17 protein-coding genes, 2 tRNA genes and 2 pseudogenes are annotated in these 17,536 nt (G+C 68.6%); 6 read left to right on the plus strand and 15 right to left on the minus strand.

Annotated elements, in window-relative coordinates:
- Positions 1-73: 73 nt before the first annotated feature.
- The 4 genes from abc-f to R9X44_RS00020 all read right to left on the minus strand — a co-directional run bounded on the left by abc-f (position 74) and on the right by R9X44_RS00020 (position 3,296).
- Positions 74-1,711, minus strand: a complete 1,638-nt coding sequence (abc-f, locus tag R9X44_RS00005; RefSeq protein WP_319811818.1) for a ribosomal protection-like ABC-F family protein — start codon at positions 1,709-1,711, stop codon at positions 74-76.
- Between the two features lie 172 nt (positions 1,712-1,883).
- Positions 1,884-1,955: transfer RNA gene (locus R9X44_RS00010), tRNA-Lys, on the minus strand.
- 97 nt (positions 1,956-2,052) lie between these two features.
- Positions 2,053-2,778 carry a Clp protease N-terminal domain-containing protein gene (locus R9X44_RS00015; protein ID WP_319811819.1) on the minus strand — a complete coding sequence of 242 codons (726 nt, stop codon included), beginning with the start codon at positions 2,776-2,778 and terminating at the stop codon, positions 2,053-2,055.
- On the minus strand, positions 2,775-3,296 hold the full coding sequence (locus R9X44_RS00020) for a hypothetical protein (protein WP_319811820.1): 522 nt from the start codon (positions 3,294-3,296) through the stop codon (positions 2,775-2,777). The genes R9X44_RS00015 and R9X44_RS00020 overlap by 4 nt, the downstream gene beginning before the upstream one ends.
- Before the next feature lie 160 nt (positions 3,297-3,456).
- On the opposite strand from R9X44_RS00020, the gene R9X44_RS00025 reads away from it, so the two are divergent.
- On the plus strand, positions 3,457-4,770 hold the full coding sequence (locus R9X44_RS00025; RefSeq protein ID WP_319811821.1) for a dipeptidase: 1,314 nt from the start codon (positions 3,457-3,459) through the stop codon (positions 4,768-4,770).
- A 28-nt stretch (positions 4,771-4,798) separates the two neighbouring features.
- On the opposite strand, the gene dapD is transcribed toward R9X44_RS00025, so the two are convergent.
- Complete coding sequence (gene dapD, locus R9X44_RS00030; protein WP_319811822.1) at positions 4,799-5,764, minus strand: 2,3,4,5-tetrahydropyridine-2,6-dicarboxylate N-succinyltransferase; 966 nt, start codon at positions 5,762-5,764, stop codon at positions 4,799-4,801.
- Between the two features lie 62 nt (positions 5,765-5,826).
- Positions 5,827-6,981, minus strand: coding sequence for an acyl-CoA dehydrogenase family protein (locus tag R9X44_RS00035; protein ID WP_319811823.1), 1,155 nt, complete (start codon positions 6,979-6,981; stop codon positions 5,827-5,829).
- Positions 6,982-7,094: 113 nt separating this feature from the next.
- On the opposite strand from R9X44_RS00035, the gene R9X44_RS00040 reads away from it, so the two are divergent.
- Positions 7,095-7,403 (plus strand): PspC domain-containing protein, encoded by a 309-nt coding sequence (locus tag R9X44_RS00040; RefSeq protein WP_319811824.1) that lies wholly within the window; start codon positions 7,095-7,097, stop codon positions 7,401-7,403.
- Here the strand turns inward: R9X44_RS00040 and R9X44_RS00045 are convergent.
- Both R9X44_RS00045 and R9X44_RS00050 read right to left on the minus strand, forming a co-directional pair.
- Positions 7,384-8,661: an MFS transporter gene (locus tag R9X44_RS00045; protein ID WP_319811825.1), complete on the minus strand. Its 1,278-nt coding sequence runs from the start codon at positions 8,659-8,661 to the stop codon at positions 7,384-7,386. The genes R9X44_RS00040 and R9X44_RS00045 overlap by 20 nt on opposite strands.
- Before the next feature lie 94 nt (positions 8,662-8,755).
- Entirely contained in the window at positions 8,756-9,097 is a 342-nt protein-coding gene (locus R9X44_RS00050) for a metallopeptidase family protein (protein ID WP_319811826.1), read from the minus strand.
- Here R9X44_RS00050 and R9X44_RS00055 point away from each other — a divergent pair.
- Together R9X44_RS00055 and R9X44_RS00060 are read left to right on the plus strand one after the other, a co-directional pair.
- Positions 9,042-10,556, plus strand: a complete 1,515-nt coding sequence (locus tag R9X44_RS00055) for a metallophosphoesterase (protein WP_319811827.1) — start codon at positions 9,042-9,044, stop codon at positions 10,554-10,556. The two genes, R9X44_RS00050 and R9X44_RS00055, sit on opposite strands and share 56 nt — an antisense overlap.
- Positions 10,557-10,604: 48 nt before the next feature.
- Positions 10,605-10,680: transfer RNA gene (locus R9X44_RS00060), tRNA-Glu, on the plus strand.
- Between the two features lie 837 nt (positions 10,681-11,517).
- Here the strand turns inward: R9X44_RS00060 and R9X44_RS35610 are convergent.
- From R9X44_RS35610 to R9X44_RS35615, 6 genes and pseudogenes are all read right to left on the minus strand, one after another.
- Positions 11,518-12,528: pseudogene (locus R9X44_RS35610) on the minus strand (recombinase family protein); the annotation flags it as partial.
- A 123-nt stretch (positions 12,529-12,651) separates the two neighbouring features.
- The gene (locus R9X44_RS00070) at positions 12,652-13,005 is read right to left on the minus strand and encodes a hypothetical protein (RefSeq protein WP_319811829.1); all 354 of its coding nucleotides are present in this window, start codon (positions 13,003-13,005) and stop codon (positions 12,652-12,654) included.
- Positions 13,002-13,946, minus strand: a complete 945-nt coding sequence (locus R9X44_RS00075) for a TRM11 family SAM-dependent methyltransferase (protein WP_319811830.1) — start codon at positions 13,944-13,946, stop codon at positions 13,002-13,004. Before R9X44_RS00075 ends, R9X44_RS00070 begins: the two co-directional genes overlap by 4 nt.
- Positions 13,939-14,766, minus strand: a complete 828-nt coding sequence (locus tag R9X44_RS00080; RefSeq protein WP_319811831.1) for a hypothetical protein — start codon at positions 14,764-14,766, stop codon at positions 13,939-13,941. Before R9X44_RS00080 ends, R9X44_RS00075 begins: the two co-directional genes overlap by 8 nt.
- Positions 14,767-14,865: 99 nt before the next feature.
- A complete protein-coding gene (locus R9X44_RS00085; RefSeq protein ID WP_319811832.1) occupies positions 14,866-15,417 on the minus strand; it encodes an AbiV family abortive infection protein in 552 nt (183 codons plus the stop codon).
- Positions 15,357-15,578: an AbiV family abortive infection protein gene (locus R9X44_RS35615; protein ID WP_413774887.1), complete on the minus strand. Its 222-nt coding sequence runs from the start codon at positions 15,576-15,578 to the stop codon at positions 15,357-15,359. Before R9X44_RS35615 ends, R9X44_RS00085 begins: the two co-directional genes overlap by 61 nt.
- A gap of 216 nt (positions 15,579-15,794) precedes the next feature.
- On the opposite strand from R9X44_RS35615, the gene R9X44_RS00090 reads away from it, so the two are divergent.
- A complete protein-coding gene (locus R9X44_RS00090; protein WP_319811833.1) occupies positions 15,795-16,058 on the plus strand; it encodes a hypothetical protein in 264 nt (87 codons plus the stop codon).
- Positions 16,059-16,170: 112 nt separating this feature from the next.
- Here the strand turns inward: R9X44_RS00090 and R9X44_RS35620 are convergent.
- Positions 16,171-16,455 (minus strand): annotated as a pseudogene (locus R9X44_RS35620) (IS256 family transposase); the annotation flags it as partial.
- A gap of 687 nt (positions 16,456-17,142) precedes the next feature.
- On the opposite strand from R9X44_RS35620, the gene R9X44_RS00095 reads away from it, so the two are divergent.
- Positions 17,143-17,523 (plus strand): hypothetical protein, encoded by a 381-nt coding sequence (locus tag R9X44_RS00095; protein WP_319811834.1) that lies wholly within the window; start codon positions 17,143-17,145, stop codon positions 17,521-17,523.
- Positions 17,524-17,536 lie beyond the last annotated feature (13 nt).

Consider the following 17,536-nt stretch of genomic DNA (forward strand, 5'->3'; position numbering starts at 1 on the left):
GTCAGGGCGTCAGGGCGTCAGGGCGTCAGGGCGTCAGGGCGTCAGGGCGTCAGGGCGTCAAGGCGTCAAGGCGTCAAGGAGGGGCGAGGCGGCCTTGGGTGAGGTGGAGGGTTCGGGTGGTTTGGACCGCGGTGAGCATGCGGCGGTCGTGGGTGACGAGGAGGAGGGTGCCGGGGTAGGTGGCGAGGGCGGCTTCGAGTTGTTCGATCGCGGCGAGGTCGAGGTGGTTGGTGGGTTCGTCGAGGACCAGGAGGTTGACGCCGCGGGCCTGGAGGAGGGCAAGGGCGGCGCGGGTGCGTTCGCCGGGGGACAGGGTCGAGGAGGGGCGGGTGACGTGGTCGGCCTTCAAGGCGAACTTCGCCAGGAGGGTGCGGGCGTCGGCGGGGGACAGGTCGGGGGCGTGGACGCGGAAGGCGTCGAGGAGGGGGACGCCGCTCTCGAACAGGCGGCGGGCCTGGTCCACCTCGCCGACGACGACGCCAGGGCCGAGTGACGCCGAGCCCTCGTCGGGCGTAAGACGGCCGAGCAGAACGGCGAGGAGCGTCGACTTGCCCGCGCCGTTCGGACCGGTGATCGCCACCCGCTCGGCCCAGCCGATCTCCACACTGATCGGCCCGAGCGTGAAGCCGCCGCGCCGCACGACGACCTCGCGCGCGGTCGCGGTGACCGCGCCCGAGCGCGGCGCGGCCGCGATCTCCATGCGCAGCTCCCACTCCTTGCGCGGCTCGGCGACCTCCTCAAGCCGTTCCATCGCGCGCTCGGTCTGCCGTGCCTTGGCGGCCTGCTTCTCGCTGGTCTCCGCGCGGTGCCGCTTGCCGATCTTGTCGTTGTCGGGGGCCTTGCGCCGGGCGTTGCGCACGCCCTTGTCCATCCAGTTGCGCTGCTGCTGCGCGCGTTCCTTGAGCGAGCCGAGCTTGTCGGCGTACTCCTCGTACTCGGCCCGGGCGTGCCGCCGCGCGATCTCCCGCTCGGCGAGATACGCCTCGTACCCGCCGCCGTACACGTTGATCTGCTGCTGGTGCAGGTCGAGTTCCACAACGCGGTCGACGGTCCTGGCCAGGAACTCGCGGTCGTGGCTGACCAGCACGGTCGCCGCGCGCAGCCCGGTGACGAACTTCTCGAGCCGTTCCAGGCCCTCGAGGTCGAGGTCGTTGGTGGGCTCGTCGAGCAGGAAGACGTCGTAGCGGCTGAGCAGCAGGCTCGCCAGGCCCGCGCGCGCGGCCTGCCCGCCCGACAGCGACGTCATCTCCTGGTCGAGCCCGACCGACAGGCCGAGGTCGGCGGCGACCTCCTCGGCGCGCTCGTCAAGGTCGGCGCCGCCGAGCGCGAGCCAGCGTTCCAGGGCCTGCGCGTACTCCTCGTCGGCTCCCGGCGCACCCGCGCCGAACCGCTCGGTGGCGGCGTCGAACGCGGCCTGCGCCTCGGCGACCCCGGTGCGCCGTGCCAGGAACCCCCGGACGCTCTCGCCCGGCCTGCGCTCCGGCTCCTGCGGCAGATACCCGACCGTGGCATGCGCCGGGTTGACCCGCACCGACCCCTCCTCGGCCGGCAGTTCGCCCGCGAGGGTGCGCAGCAGCGTGCTCTTGCCCGCCCCGTTGACGCCGACGAGCCCGACCACCTCGCCCGGAGCCACCACAAGGTCAAGCCCAGAGAACAGCGCCCGGTCCCCATGCCCGGCCGCCAACCCCTTCACCACGATCGTCGCGCTCATGCCCGGAACGCTACCCGCCCCACAAAAACCCCGCCGACCACCCTGTGGACAACTTCCCCCGCCAAAGTTCCACCCGCACTACGACGCCCAACAACCCTGCCCCGAACAGCGACTCCCGAGTACGCGGGCTCCCCTCGGGCACCCCCGCGCAGCTCAGCGAGCCACCTGATAGTGGGTCGTGTGGGACTCGAACCCACAACCTACGGATTAAAAGTCCGGAGCTCTGCCATTGAGCTAACGACCCGTCGAGCATCATACCGATCTCGCCTCGGTCGTTGGCAGCCGAATATGCCCGTGGGGCGGTGCGGCGGTGTGGCGGGCCGCACCGCGCCGGTGGGGGGTCAGGCTTTGAGCGCGTCGATGAAGGCGACGACGTGGCTTTCGGTGGCGTCCTTGGTGACGCCCGCCGAGGTCAGGGGGCCGGCGCCGTCCTCGACCTCGAGGAGCGCGAGGAGGATGTGTTCGGTGCCGATGTAGTTGTGCCCGAGCCGTAGCGCCTCGCGGAAGGTGAGTTCAAGGACCTTCTTGGACAGGGCGTCGTAGGGGATGAGCTCGGGCACGTCCGTGACGGCCGGGGGAAGGGCCGCGGTCAGGACGTCGCGCAGGGCCTCGGCCGTCACGCCCTGCTCGCCGATCGCCTTGGCGGCGAGCGCTTCGGGCTGCGCCAGGAGGCCGAGGGCGAGGTGCGCCGGGATCATCTCGGCGTTGCCCGCCTTGTGCGCCTCGTTCATGGCGGCCATGAGGGAGTTCTTCGCGCGCGGGGTGAACCGCTCGAAGCCCTGGCTGAGGTCGAGGGGCTCGTCGTCGGGCCGCGTGACGAACCGCTTCTGCGCCGCCTGCTTGCTGACGCCCATGCTCCGCCCGATCTCGGTCCACGACGCGCCGGAGCGGCGCGCCTGGTCGACGAAGTGGCCGATGAGGTGGTCGGCGACCTCGCCCAGGTGCTCGCCCGCGATGACGGCGCTCCTGAGCTGCTCGAGCGCGTTCTCGTCAACCTTCTTGATCGCGGAGATCAGCTCATCAAGCCGGACGGGATAGTCGATCTGCACCTTCTCGTGTTCACTCATACGTCAACCATAGGTTGACGACCCCATTCCGTCAACCCAAGGTTGACGCCGAACTTCTTTGGGGTGGGGACCTGTGGGCATTCGGTGGTGACCTCGTCGTCGGTTAGCGCATCGAGGTCTGCCCAGCCGCCGCGATACAAGACAATCTGCACTTCGGTCCATTCATCGGACCCCACGACGCGTACGCCGACCGAGTCCGGGTCGGTGACGAGAGCCCGGTCGGTCTCCAGCGGCTGAGGCCAGGTCGCAGCCGCGTCCCGCCAGGTGATCGGTCCGGGGTCGAGCCCGGACGCAGCCCAGACAGGGAGCCGTGAAGTGATCTCAGCGGCGGCCCGGTCGAGGTCGATGACGTGTTCCACGGAGAGATCTTCGCCCGTGACGCTGCTTCGTGCCGAGGTCGACCGGGTCTTCGATGAACAGGTGGGCCCGGGGAAGCCGAGGGCATCGGCGACGGTGAAGATCCCGTCGATCGAGACGCTGTGCTGGCCGACTTCGACTACCGAGCGGACCTCGACCACTCCGTCGCCGGCACCTGGAACATCCAGATCCCCCTGAGTCGCTGACGCAGGCGCGTGTATGGGGAGTGTCAGGGGTGGGTGTGGGGGTGATCATGGGGGGATTGCGCCGGAGATGCCTGGGGTAGGGCCGGACTGACGGACTCGCGGGGGGAGTACGGCAATGGTCCGAGCACGGGTCGCGGAGCTTATGGGCAGGGCCAGACGCGATCTGGAGGAGTTGGTCGCGTTCCGGTCCGTGGCCGACGCCCGGCAGTTCCCCGAGGAGGAGTGCCTGGAGGCGGCCAGGTGGACCGCCGACGCGTTCACCGAAGCCGGGGTGCCGTGCAAGCTCCGTGAGACACCCGACGGTAGCCACGCCGTCGTAGGGCACCGTCCGGGGCCGGAGGGGGCTCCGACTGTGCTTCTGTACGCGCACTACGACGTCCAGCCGCCCGGCGAAGGGTGGACGTCGGATCCGTGGCGGCTCACCGAGCGCGAGGGACGCTGGTACGGCCGGGGCGCGGCCGACTGCAAGGGCAACCTCGTCATGCACCTGACGGCCTTGCGCGCCGTAGAACCCGCCGTAGGGGTCAAGGTTGTTATCGAGGGCAGCGAGGAGCAGGGTACGGGCGGCCTGGAACGGCTGTTGGCTTACGACCCCGAGCTGTTCGAGGCGGACGCCATCGTCATCGCCGACACAGGCAACGCCGCGGTAGGAATCCCCACCTTCACGACGAGCCTGCGGGGCCGTGCGGGCCTGGTCGTCACGGTGACGACGATGGACAGCCCGCTGCACTCGGGCACCGTCGGCGGGGCCGCGCCCGACGCACTCGCCGCGCTCATCCACATGCTGGGGACGCTGCGCGACGGCGCGGGCAACACCACGATCCGCGGCCTGAAGTCCGACCAGCGCTGGCAGGGCGCGCCGTACCCGTTGGAGAGGTTCCGCAAGGACGCCGGGATCCTCGACGGCGTGGGCGTCGCGGGCACCGGGACCGTCTCGGACATGCTGTGGGCGCGACCCGCGCTGACGGTGCTCGGGATCGACTGCCCGCCCGTCGTGGGGTCCACCGCGTCGGTGCAGGCGAGCGCGCGGGCAAGGCTCAACCTGCGGGTGCCGCCCGGTATCGACCCGGGCTCCGCCTGTGACGCGCTCGTCGCGCACCTGCACGCCGCCGCGCCCTGGCACGCGCGGGTCGAGATCGAACTCGAAGGCGTCGGCAGCCCTTTCCTCGCCCGTACCGGCGGCCGCGCTTACACGACGATGACGGCGGCGCTGTGCGAGGCGTATGGCAAGAAGGTGTCCACGATGGGCGACGGAGCCTCGATCCCTCTGTGTCCCGCCTTGCACAAGGCGTTCCCGAAGGCAGAGATCATGCTGATAGGCGTCGCGGAGCCCGCGGCCCGCATCCACGCCCCCGACGAGAGCGTGGACCCGTCGGAGATCGAGAATCTCGCCGTCGCCGAAGCGCTCTTCCTACGCGGCTACTCCTGAAGAGCGCCCCGGCGGACGGCCTTACGCCTCAGTTGGCGTGCAGGGCCTCGTTGAGGCCGCCCCACGTCCCCTTGCGCGACACCACCTCGACGGCTCCGGACTGCGAGTTGCGGCGGAACAGAAGGCCGCTCGCCCCGGACAGCTCAAGGGCCTTGACGACCTTGCCGTCCGGAAGCGTCACCCGCGTACCGGCCGTGACGTACAGGCCGGCCTCCACGACGGAGTCGTCGCCGAGCGAGATCCCGATGCCGGAGTTCGCGCCGAGCAGGCAGCGCTCCCCGAGGGAGATGACCTGCTTGCCGCCGCCCGACAGGGTGCCCATGATCGACGCCCCGCCGCCGACGTCGCTGCCGTCGCCGACGACGACACCGGCGCTGATCCGGCCCTCGACCATCGACGCGCCGAGCGTCCCGGCGTTGAAGTTGACGAAGCCCTCGTGCATCACCGTCGTGCCGGCGGCGAGGTGCGCGCCCAGGCGCACCCGGTCGGCGTCGGCGATCCGGACGCCGGACGGGGCCACGTAGTCCGTCATGCGGGGGAACTTGTCGATCCCGTAGACCGACAGGTGGCCGCCCTCGGCGCGCACCCCTACGCGGGCCGCCTCGACCTTCTCCGGCAGGACGGGTCCCGCCGACGTCCACGCGACGTTCGCCAGCAGCCCGAAGACCCCGTCGAGGTTGAGGCCGTGCGGGCGGACGAGACGGGCGCTCAGCAGGTGCAGGCGCAGGTAGACGTCATGGGCGTCGAGGGGCGCGTCGGCCAGCGAGGCGATGACGGTCCGCACCGCGACGACCTTGACGCCGCGCCGTACGTCGGCCCGGACGGCGGCGGCGAGGTCGCCCGCCTCCGCGCCCTCAAGGACGACGGTCCCGGCCGGCCCCGAGGGCAGCTCGGCGAGAGCGGGGGCGGGGAACCAGGTGTCGAGCACGGTTCCGTCATCGGCGATGGTGGCAAGACCGACGGCTTCGGCGCCGGAGGAAGTTACAGAGCTCACGGCCACAGGGTAGTGAACTCCGGCGACGCGCAAGGAGCCGGTGCGCGGCCAACCGGTAAGGCTCAGCCCCGGTACGCGGGGATGCCTGTGATGGCCTCGCCGAGCACAAGGGTGTGGATCTCCTGCGTGCCCTCGTACGTCAGCACGGACTCGAGGTTGTTGGCGTGCCGGATGACGGGGTACTCCAGCGTGACGCCGTTCGCGCCGAGGATCGTCCGCGCCTGCCGGGCGACGTCGAGCGCGGCGCGGACGTTCGCGAGCTTGCCGAACGAGATCTGCTGCGACGTGACGGTCCCTGCGTCCTTCAGACGGCCGATGTGGAGCGCGGTGAGCCCGGCCTGCCCCAGGGCCACCTCCATCCACGCGAGCTTCTCCTGGGTCAGCTGGAAGCCCGCGATGGGCCTGCCGAACTGCTCGCGCGACTTGGCGTAGGCGACCGCGGACTCGTAGCAGGCCCGTCCCGCGCCGACCGCGCCGAACACGATCCCGAACCGCGCCTCGGACAGGCAGCCGAGCGGGGCCTTCAGCCCCTTGGCCTCCGGGAGCAGCGCGTCGGCGGGCAGCCGCACGTCGTCGAACGCCAGCTCGGAGGTGACCGACGCGCGCAGCGACAGCTTCCGCTTGATGTCCGACCGGGTGAACCCGGGCGTGCCCGCCGGGACGAGGAACCCGTTGACGCCCTGCTCGGTGCGCGCCCAGACGACGGCGACGTCCGCGACCGACCCGTTGGTGATCCACATCTTCGCGCCGTTCAGGATCCAGTCGGAGCCGTCGCGTCGGGCGTGGGTGCGCATCGACCCGGGGTCGGAGCCGTGGTCGGGCTCGGTGAGGCCGAAGCATCCGATGAGCTCTCCGGCGGCCATACCGGGCAGCCACCTTTGCTTCTGCTCCTCCGAGCCGTACTTGTGGATGGCCGCCATCGCCAGGGAACCCTGCACCGAGACGAACGAGCGCAGCCCACTGTCGGCCGCCTCAAGCTCCCTGCACGCGATCCCGTACGAGACGGCGTTGGAGCCCGCGCAGCCGTAACCCTGAAGGTGCATTCCGAAGAGGCCGAGGCCGCCCATCGCCCTGGCCAGGTCGCGTACGGGCAGCGTCCCGGTCTCGAACCACTCGGCGATGTGGGGGTCGATCGACTCGTTCCGGAAGGCGCGGACCGTGTCGCGTACGAGGCGTTCGTCCTGGCTGAGCTGGTCGTCGATCCGCAGTACGTCCATGGCGCTTCCTCCCGGAGTGTGGCGTTCGCGAGCTTACTCAGGGGGTCGTCTCAGGGTTCGCCCAGGGACCGTCCCCGATGTGGCAGGGGTCGGACGAAGGGCATTCTTAAGACATGAACACGACGCTGCACCGCAAGACCGACAACAAGATGCTCGCCGGGATCTGCGCCACGATCGCCGAGCGGACCAACCTAGACCTGAACGTCACCCGCCTGGCCGTCGCCGGCGTCTCCGTCGTCGGCGCGACCGTCGGCATCGGTTTCGCCATCCCCGTCCTGTACGTCCTCGGCTGGATCCTCATCCCGGCGCAGGACCAGGACGCCTCCATCGCCCAGCGGTGGTTCGACAAGCCGCAGGTGCAGGACGCGATGAACGCGACCGCCGAGGCGCTGAAGAAGCCGCTCAACAAGAAGGAGCAGTGACCTTCGCCGCGGGGACCGAAGGGCGCGCAACCGCGCCGATGACGTCCCCGCGCACCCTCGTCCACACGAGGGACAGGATCGCGGCCGTGGACAATCCCGCCATACCGGCGAGCGCGACCACGGTCTGCGGCCCGACCACCTGCGCCAGCGCCCCGCCGACGAGGATGCCGAGCCCCTGCCCGGCAAGGATCCCCGACTGGGCGAGCCCGAACGCCCGCCCCCGGCCCTCCGGGGGCACCGCCGAGACGAACGCGGCGTTCGCCGCCACCTGGTAGGCGCTGCCGACCCCCGACAGGGACCACAGCAGGACAGTCACGGGGAAGCTCGGATCAAGCGCGCACACGACGAGCGGGGCGCAGGCGAGTATCGACATCCACCCCATCGCCTTGATGCGCCCCGTAGGCCGCACGAACCGCGAGAAGAAGAACGCGCCCGCGACCATCCCCGTGGGCATCGCCGCCATCAGCACCCCCACGTAGATGGGGTCGTCCCCGAACGTCGCCCCGTAAGGCGCGGCCAACCCCTCGGGGACCGTGTAGAACGAGCACAACCAGGCGAAGCTGACGAGGCTGCGCAGGGTGCGGTCGCCGAAGACCATCCGAGCGCCCTCGCGGGTACCGCCCCACAGCTTCAGGTCCTTGCGTGTGCGCGCGGGCGCGGGACGGTGCCGCAGCCCGATCAGCACCGCCGCCGACACAAGGAACGTCAACGCGTTCACGACCAGCGCCTCACGCGTCCCCACGAACGCGACGAGCGCGCCGCCCGCTATGAACCCGATCATCTGGCACGCCTGATGGGTGATGTTGGTGATCGCCGCCCCCAGGACGTACCTGTCGCCCTCCAGGATGTCCGGTAGCAGGGCCGCGCGGGCGGCGGAGAAGGGCGAGGCCATAAGGATGGTCAGGAAGACGAGCGCGCACAGCCCCGCGAAAGGCATCCCGTCGACGGCCATCAACCCCATGAGCGCCATACGGACGAGGTCGCTGACGACCATCACCCTGCGCCGGGGGAAGTGGTCGGCAAGGCCCGACAGCACGGGGCCGCCCATGATCGGCGGCAGGTACGTCAGCGCGTAGGTGAGGGCCGTAAGCAGAGGGCTCTGCGTGCGGTCGTAGACGAGTACCGCCAACGCCACCTGAGCCAACTGGTCGCCCAACGAACTGAGTGTCTGCGCCGCCCAGAGGCGACGGAACTCCCGTTCGGAGAACACCTCGCGGTAGGTGATCCGCCGCTCCGGTGGCCGTCTGTGCCTGCCCATGCTCTGCCCGCCACGTGTCGATTTCCCGACATCAAATCACGTAGCGTCGTCGTCATGTGACCGAATGTGCTGAAATTCCCAGGGCTTTCGCGGGCTACCAGCCGAGCGCGTGCAACCGCTCGTCGTCGATGCCGAAGTGGTGCGCGATCTCGTGTACGACTGTGACGGCTATCTCCTCGCGGAGTTGGTCGTGATCGTCACAGATCGCGAGGTGCTCCTGACGGTAGATCTCGATCCGGTCGGGCAGGACTCCTGCGTACCAATCGCCCCGTTCGGTCAGCGGGACGCCGGTGTACAGGCCGAGAATGCCCGGCTCCGGCGGCTCGTCGACCACCACCACGACCACGTTCTTCATCATCGACGTCAAACCCGGAGGAATCGTGTCCAAAGCCTCCGACACCAACTCCTCGAACTCCGCCTCCGTCGCCTCGACCATCCGCCGGCTCCTTTCCGCGGTCGTCTCCAGCGTCTTCAACCGCCGCACCGCACGCTGGAGTTCCCTCGTGGCCGTGGCCGTCGCGGGCACCGTCATCGGCCTGCTCGTCGGCGGCCGCGTCGAAACCCCCGTCGGGCCCGCTGACGCCTCCCTCAGCCTTGCGTTCTCCGCCGAGGGGGGCACCGAGGTGGAGGTGCCGCCGCTCGGCGCGCTCCGCCTCGACTCGCATGCGGGACCGCTCCTTCTGAAGGCGCAGATAACCCGGTTGAGGCCCGCCGCCACCCAGGCGTTCATCAACGACCCCGCCGGGATCAACGCCCTTGAGAAGACCGTCACGGACGAGATCCAACGCGGCGTTATCTGGATGGCCGTACGGGCCGTCGTAGCCTCCCTCGTCGTCACGGCCCTTCTGGCACTTGCCTTGTACCGGAGTTGGCGACGCGCCCTTGCGGCGACTTTGGGGTCGGTCCTACTGATGGCCGCCATGTCCGGCGTCGCGTGGGGCACCTTCCGTCCGTCGTCCGTCGCCGAACCCCGGTACACCGGCCTTCTGGCGAACGCGCCCCAACTCGTCGGTGACGCGCAGGCCGTCATCGACAGGTTCGACGAATACCGGGGCATGCTGGCCAAACTCGTCGGAAACGTCTCGGAGCTGTACGCGACGACGAGCACGCTGCCCGTCTACACGCCCGACCCCGACACCGTCCGGGTCCTGCACGTCTCGGACATCCACCTCAACCCGCTCGCCTGGGACGTCATCCGCAACATCAGCGAGCAGTTCAAGGTCGACGTGATCATCGACTCGGGCGACCTCACCGACCACGGCTCACGCCCCGAGGACCGCTTCGTCGCCAACATCAACACCCTGAAGGTCCCGTATGTCTTTGTCCGGGGCAATCACGACTCCAAGGGCACCGAGACCGCCGTCTCCAAGATCAAGAACGCGGTGGTGCTCGACGACCGCGCCCAGGAGGTCGCCGGCATCCTGATCTACGGCGCGGGCGACCCACGCTTCACCCCCGACAAGACCAACGACCACGACGCCTTCCCCGCCACCGCCCTCGAGGCCCAGGGCGTCCTCAACGCAGAAACCCTCCGCGCCCTCCCCAACCCGCCCGCCATCTCGGTCGTCCACGACCCCACCCAGGCCCGCCCCCTCGACGGCCTCACCCCCCTCGTCCTGGCAGGCCACACCCACCAACGCAAAACCGAACTCCTCCCTAACGGCACCCGCCTCTTCATCCAGGGCAGCACAGGCGGCGCCGGCCTCCGCGGCCTCGAACACGAATCCCCCACCAAGATCAACCTCAGTATCCTCTACCTCAACCGCACCACCCAAACCCTCCAGGCATGGGACGACTTCACCCTGGGCGGCCTGGGCGAACAGTCCGTCCAGGTCGAACGCCACCTGGCCACCCCACCCCAGCCCCCCACCCCCACCACAACCCCCAGCCGCTAATCCGATTACACCGATCCACCCCCCGTCCCGTACACTGACCCCAGACCAGCCCTCATCGTCTAGTGGCCTAGGACGCCGCCCTTTCAAGGCGGTAGCACGGGTTCGAATCCCGTTGGGGGTACCAGCCAGATGGCTGCAAACCCGGACATTCGTCCGGGTTTTCGGCGTTTAGGCCGCTTTCCGCCGTTCGGGTCGCGGTGTGGGCGGCGCGCTGGATGGTGGGCGCGGTTTCGGCGGTCATGGTGAGGGTGATCTCGGCCCGGTCGGTGGTGTGATCGTAAATGATCTCCAGATTGAAGGCGTCGTAGAGCTGGCGTAGGACAGCCTCGGGCAACGCGGTCAGGTCGACTCGGGCTTGTGGGACGAGGTCGAGGAGTTCGGGGTTCTGGGTGGGCGGTTGCTGGTTGTGGAGGTCTCGGAGTTCGGCGGCTTTGGCCCGTCGGTCTTGGGCGAGCTGGGTGGTGCGGGCGTCGATTTCGCGGGCGAACTCGTCGGAGCAGTCGGGGTCTTCGAGGCGGCGCATGAGGCGGGCGCGGCGTGCGTCGAGGTCGTCGATGTGGGCTTGGAGCCGGGCGAGCTGTTCGGCGTGTTCTCGGGCGGCGGCGACTGCGGCTTGGTCGAGGACGTCCTTGAGCAGGAGTGCTCGGTTCGGTCCGAAGATGTGCGCGGCGAAGAAGTCGCTGATGCCCTGGACGAAGGGTTCCTCGCGGACCCAGATGCTTTTCGGGTGCCCCTCGGGGACGTGGCCGCGGCCGGGTCGGCAGACGTAGTAGGTGTTGCCGCGCGAGTCCTTTCCACCCATCAGCCGCCCGCAGAGCTGGCAGCGGATGTAGGAGCGCAGCAGGTAGGTGCGCTGGGTGTCGGGGTGGGAGTTCCCGTCTTCGATGCGGGACCGCTGCCGGTTCTTGTTGACGCTCTGAGCGGACGTCCAGATGTCCAGCGAGACGATCGCCTCGTGCGAGGGCTCGGCCGACCACACCCATTTCTCCGGCGGGTTGAGCTTGCCGCTGTCGGTCTTGGTGGCCTTGCGGTTGAAGACCATGTAGCCGGTGTACTTCGGGTTGATGATGACCTCGCGCACCGAGGACTCGGTCCATTGGCCGACCGCGCGGGAGGGGTCGACGGGTGCGGGTGGAGGGTTGAGGACGAGGTCTCGGTTCAGTTCGGCGGCGATGGCCTTATAGCCGAGCTTCTCGGCCACCCGCAGGTTGAAGATCCGGGCGACGACGGGCGCTTTCAGCGGGTCGGTCTTGAGGGTGTGCTTGGTGGCTCCTTGCTCGCGGCGTGCGGCGATGGGGTGCGGGACGTCGTGCTTGACGTACCCGTAGGGAGGCTTGCCGATGTTGTAGCCCAGGTGGGAGTGGGTGCTGAGCCCGTCCCAGGACTTCTCCAGCAACTCCAGGACGTACCACTCGGAGACGCCTTGCTTGACGCGGCGGGTGAGGGTCTGGGTCGCGCGCTTCCCACTGGTGATGAGCGGCTCATCGGCGGCGATGAGCAGGACTCCGGCGCGTTCCAGGAGGGTTTCGATCTCCTGGGAGACGTAGCTGCGGCGTCCGATGCGGGCGATGTCCTCGCAGATGACGGCGTCGAACCGCCGGTCGGGCTGGCGGGCTTCGGCCAGGAGGTCCTGGATGCCTCCGTCGCGCGGGATCGGGATGTTGAAGCGCTCGTGTCCTCGACCGTGGCCGCGGGCGTCGAGTGCTTTGCGTCCGGATTCGACGTCGTAGAAGTAGGCGACCATCGCCCCACCGGGAGGCAGCGCGGCTTGGGAGTTGCTGAGCTGCCGGAGCAACGACGTCACCGGGTCTTGCAGGTCGTCGGTCGAGGTCCGCCCGGCGAACGCGACCCGCAGCAGCCGGTCGTCGGCGAACGCGTCGTAGCCGATCAGCTGGGCGCGTCGGCCTCCCGTCCCGGCGCTGATGGCATCGAGTGGGATCGGTGAGTGCTGCTGTCCTGAGTAGAGAGACATTCGAGAACCTTCGTGATGGCCCGGACCTGGCCGTTCTTCACTGCTTCGGCCAGGTGGGGTGCGGCGATGTGGAAGCGGAAGGACAGGACGGGCACACCCGAAGGTGTGCCCGTCCTCGCGGATTCAGGCAAAGGAGAGCCGCCGGGCGACCCGGACGGGGACGCCTGCGGCCGTGAGCCGGAGCAGGACCGTGTTGTAGTGGACGCCGCGATGTTCCAGGCGGTCGCTGGAGCGGGCGATGACGAGGTCGAAGCGCCTGAAAGGGTCGCGGGCCTCGCGCAGCAGGTCGGTCATGGAGCCGTCGCGCTCCAGGCCGAACCCTTCGGGCAGAAGATCCGATTCCCCGACGTCGAAGAAAACCGTGGTGATCTGCTCACCAGGGTTGAGGACCCGCTGGCACAGCTCGCGCTGCTTCATGACCCGGTCCTCTGCGCCATGCCAGGTATCGGTGCGCCCGTAGAAGGCGATGCGCATCACGGCCTGTCCTCCGCCCTGCCGGTGGCCGCCGTGCGGCCGGGACGGGTATCGACGCCGACCTCGTTTCCGCATGTCAAGTCGTCGCCTCCTCGCATCGAGTCGGCCCGCTGGAAGACCAGGAGGTCTTCGTGGGCGCTCGCGCACACGGGCCGTCCGGCGGCGCGGTTGCGTCGGGTTTCGAGGATCTGGAAGAAGCTCGCCCGCGTGACCAGCTGCCCGTCCTTGATCCCGCACAGCAGCGCGGCCAGCCGCGCTTGCAGGACGAGGCCGGCCCTCTCGGCCGCGGTGATGACCTCTCCGGGCAGGTCGACCAGCTCGCCCTTCACCCGGAACGGACGCGTCGTCACCGCCAGGACACCACCGGGCCGAAGCAGCAGGGACGACCCGGCGAGGATCTGCCCGAACCCCTCGATCAACGCGGGGAACTGCCGGTAAGCGAGGTTGGAGCGGTCCTCGGAGTAGCGGTGGTCCCACTTGCTCACCGGACCGCCGTCACCATCCCGGATCTCCGAACGGACCTGCCCGTGCGTGCTTGCCCCGTACGGCGGCGAAGTGAGCACGAGAGCGGCCTTGCCGTGCAGGTCCGAGCACACGGCGGCGATGTTCCGCGCATCCCCGCACACGACCCTCGGCTTCCCAGAGGCTCCCTGGGCGGCGGCGTGCAGGAGGTTGCGGACGCTCAGGTTCGCGAAGTCGGCCTCGTACTCCATCCCGACCGCATCGCGGCCGAGGTGGACGGCTTCCACGAGCGTCGTGCCGATCCCGCACATCGGATCGACCACCAGCCCGCCCGGCTCGGTGTAGGCGCCGATGACGGCTCTGGCGATCGAGGGCAGCATCTTGCCGGGATGCCGCATCGACTCCGGCAGATACCGGCCCCTGTGCTGCACCCGCGAGACCACCTGCCCGGTAGCCAGGACCGAGGGCACGAACTCACTCATCGACACCCCCGCGCGGCTTGGTGAACAGGCACACGTCGGCGTGAAGCGACACCACGGGCGGCAGCACCGTCTCCCGCGGATCGCGGAGTTGCGCGAGGTCGTCGGGCCCGGCCTGCACGACGAGGACATCGCCGTCGACCGGTACTCGGATCGCGATGGCGTGCTGCACATACCGCAGCCCGGCCCGACGCGCGTTGCGGACGATGCGCGGCGCGGGGTCGAACAGTCTGCCTTGCGCGTAGCGGGCCGTGGTGACGACCGCGACATGCCCGCCGGGCTTCAGCACCCGGGCCGCCGAGTCGAGGAACCCGTGCAGCCGCGCGGTGTCCAGCGTCCGCACGTCCCACCGGCACGCCGCACATCCGGGATCACGCCGCCCACCCGAAGGGCCGCCACCGAGCCCGACGACGGGCGGAGCCCCGATCACGAGATCGACCTCGCCGGCCAGATCCGCGAGCCCCTGATGAAGGTGATCAGGCAGGCACGGCCGCAGCAGAACCCGGTCCCGCTCCTCGTCGGTGAGCGTCCGGGCGAGCCTCTCCTGAATTCGCTGCGCGAGCGGAAAGTGCGGCACGCACGCGACCGCACGTCGCCCGGCGCGGACCGAGGCCGCCGTCACCGCCTCGCCCCCGGCGAACGCGTCGACGACCACCCCGCCCGTACCGGTGCATACGTTCAGGAGATGGCGAGCCAGCTCGACCCCGACCGTCCCCCGATGACGCACACACGACGTGCCCCCGGCCGTCTCCTCCTCCGGCCTGTCCGGGCACAACCAAACCGTGAGGGGCAGCAACTCCTGCCCCGTCTTCTCGTCTCCCATGCGCAAGTGACCCGACAGCGGCTCACCCGTTCCCCCGCATTCCTGAAACACCACCGGACTACGGCAGATTGGAGAGGCGCGGGTACTTCAGGGCTGTCATCAGCCACCTGCAGCGATTTTCTGGGCTTCCTCGTTGTTTGAACCCTCATCACGTGAACGAACGAAGGCTTGCCAGTCCTCAGGGTGCGAGATGGGCAGCAACCGGAACTGTTGATCATGGGTGCTGTCGTAGGGCGTGATGGCGCTGTGCTTCATTCGGATGTGGTCCTTGATGAGCATCATTTCGATCACCTGGGCGGCGACTCTCAGGTCCTCCGCTGTCGTCCCAGCGGCGATTGTCGAAGGAGATGAGAGAACCCCGTCGTTGTCGCGATCAACGTAGAAGCCTTGCTGCTTGGCGGCATTGGCCGCCCTCGCGGCTGCCTCAGCTTGGGCCCGCTGCTGGGCGAAGTACTCGTCCCATGACTCGGGATCAGGGCCAGGACCAGCGGCACTACTGTGATCTCCCCAGAAGCTGTCGAGCTCGGTGCCATAGACCGCAGCTTCGAAGTATTTTTCCCTATGGCTTCGCCCATGCTGGGACAGCTTGCCTACAGTCCGGGGGTTCTCGTTTCCCTCGCTCCAAGCGTCCTCAAGGCGTTGTAGATCCACAGAGCTTTGCCTAGTTCCTCCTGCGCCAGGACCATGAGAGACCGAGCCCTCCCAAAGGATTCGGCGGACAGCAGAAGGTAGGAGTCCTTGATCAGAGAGGTGGCATTGTCCATCAAGGCTTTCCAGTAATCGCGTGCCTGCCCAGGGCTCATCTCGACCATGCAGAGAGTCTGCCGCAGATCACGTAGCGGGGCACCTCAGTATCTATTAGGTGAGATCCACCACGTGTTCGGGAGTAATTGTCAAGAGTCGTGGACTTAGCCTTCTGGCGCGGTGACCCCGGCGGCTGGCCGCGATCCGGGCCTTTTCGCGCACCTTCGAGGCAGTATTGGCGGATGGCGGCGCGGCTGTAGCCTCCGGTGTGGCAACATCAGTGCATGGGCATCTTCGACTCCATCATGCGTGGCCTCGGTAGCCTCCGCCCGCTGTCCGACGCGGAACTCGAAGAAGAGCGCGAGGCGCTGCGACAGCGTTACGTATCCACCGGGGATGACAACGAGTCGTCAAGGCTCTACGACGAGCTACATCGCTACGACGCAGAGATGATACGCCGTTCAAACGAGTCCTATGCCCGTGAGAACCCAAACCCACCCGGGCCCAGGCATCGCGAGCACGGGTGGTACCTGCCGAACGACGACTAGGCGGGCGTTTTCAGGCTGTGATTAGGCGCTTCTGTGCCTTCGAGACTGTGTTCTCCGAGCAGCGTGCACCGGTAGCTGTGGTTGAGACCTTCGACATTCCCGCAGACCGCGCTCGGCGGCAGTCGCGCAGCAGGTCGGCCCATGACCCGGTGCACTCGCGCAGCCCTTCGCGAGCGTGATCAGCTCCTTCGTGCCGTTCGGGCGCACCCCCAAGGACCAGCACACAGGAGTGGTCCTGCACTAGCCGGATCTTGGGGCCCACACCTTCGGCCCGCACGTAGACGAGTCGCGTTCCACTGCTTCGTCAGCCGGGTCACGGTCGCCAGCGACAGGCCCGCTGCCGAGCCAAGAACTGCTCCAGCGCGGGCGCGAAGTCGAAGGACAGTCCGTGCAGGTAAGCAGCGGCAGCACCAGGTCTTGAGTATTGCTCCACGTTTGGCCACTTTGCCGAAAGCTGACTACGGACTTGTCGATGAAGGATCGTTGCAGCTCAGCGCCCGTTCAGGGACTTGGTAGGGACTTTGAGTAGCTGCCCCTCGAACTCGAGGACGTACGTCGAGATAGCTCCCCTCGCGCCTCAAAGCGGAGGGCAGTAGAAGGACCGACCACGTGAACGCCCCTGGGAAGGCACTGGATGGTGGTGGAGATCTAGCGGCCTCAACTCTTCGGAAGGGGTCGCGATGTCTGGTGGTCAGGGTGCGGTGGACAACGCTCTCGACTGCGCGGAGAAGGTCTTTCATGTCCTGGTGACGGGGCCGGAACCGCTCAGCCTGCACTGCGGGGAGATCGGCGGGGGGTGGCTCCCGGCCCGAAAGGTGGATCTCGCCGAGCTGAGCGTTCTACTCCTCAAGGGCGGGTGCCCGGATGAGGTGAAGGACGCGGTGTGGCGCGAAATGGTCTCTCGTGCCAGGACGGGGCGGCCGGAGTGGGTGATCGGGTGTGTGGGGCTGGCGATGCCGGGGCTGAAGAACGTTGTGGCCAGGGCGGCGCACAAGTGTGCGCCGGGGCTGGCGGAGGACATCGTGTCTGAGGCGGTCGCGGAGTTCGGGCGCAGCTTCAGCGGATCGATCTCGGGCGTCCGCACGTGGTGGCGCGGCTGCTGCTGTGGGTGCGGAAGGGCGCGCTGCGGGCGCGGGGGCGGGAGACGCGGCACGTGATGCGGCGTGAGGGGCTCGAAGTCCTGGACGAGGTCGCCGCGAACGGTGAAGGGGCGATCGGTCAGGAGCCGGTGCGGGTGCTCGTCGAGGCGGTTCGGGTCGGGGTGATCTCGGCTCGGGCGGCGGAGCTGATCAATGCGACGCGGCTGGAGCGGCAGTCACTTCAGGACTTCGCGAAGTCGGCGGGCGTTCCTGCGGATCGGCTGTACAAGCAGCGGAAGACGGCGGAGGCGCGGCTGGCTCGGGCGATCGAGGAAGGTCAAGTCCTGGTCAGCAAGGTCGGGCTGCTTTCCGATTCGGGGTCGTGAGTCGGGTGCTTTA

It is taken from the genome of Actinocorallia sp. A-T 12471 (genome assembly GCF_033875155.1).
Lineage (GTDB): Bacteria > Actinomycetota > Actinomycetes > Streptosporangiales > Streptosporangiaceae > Actinocorallia.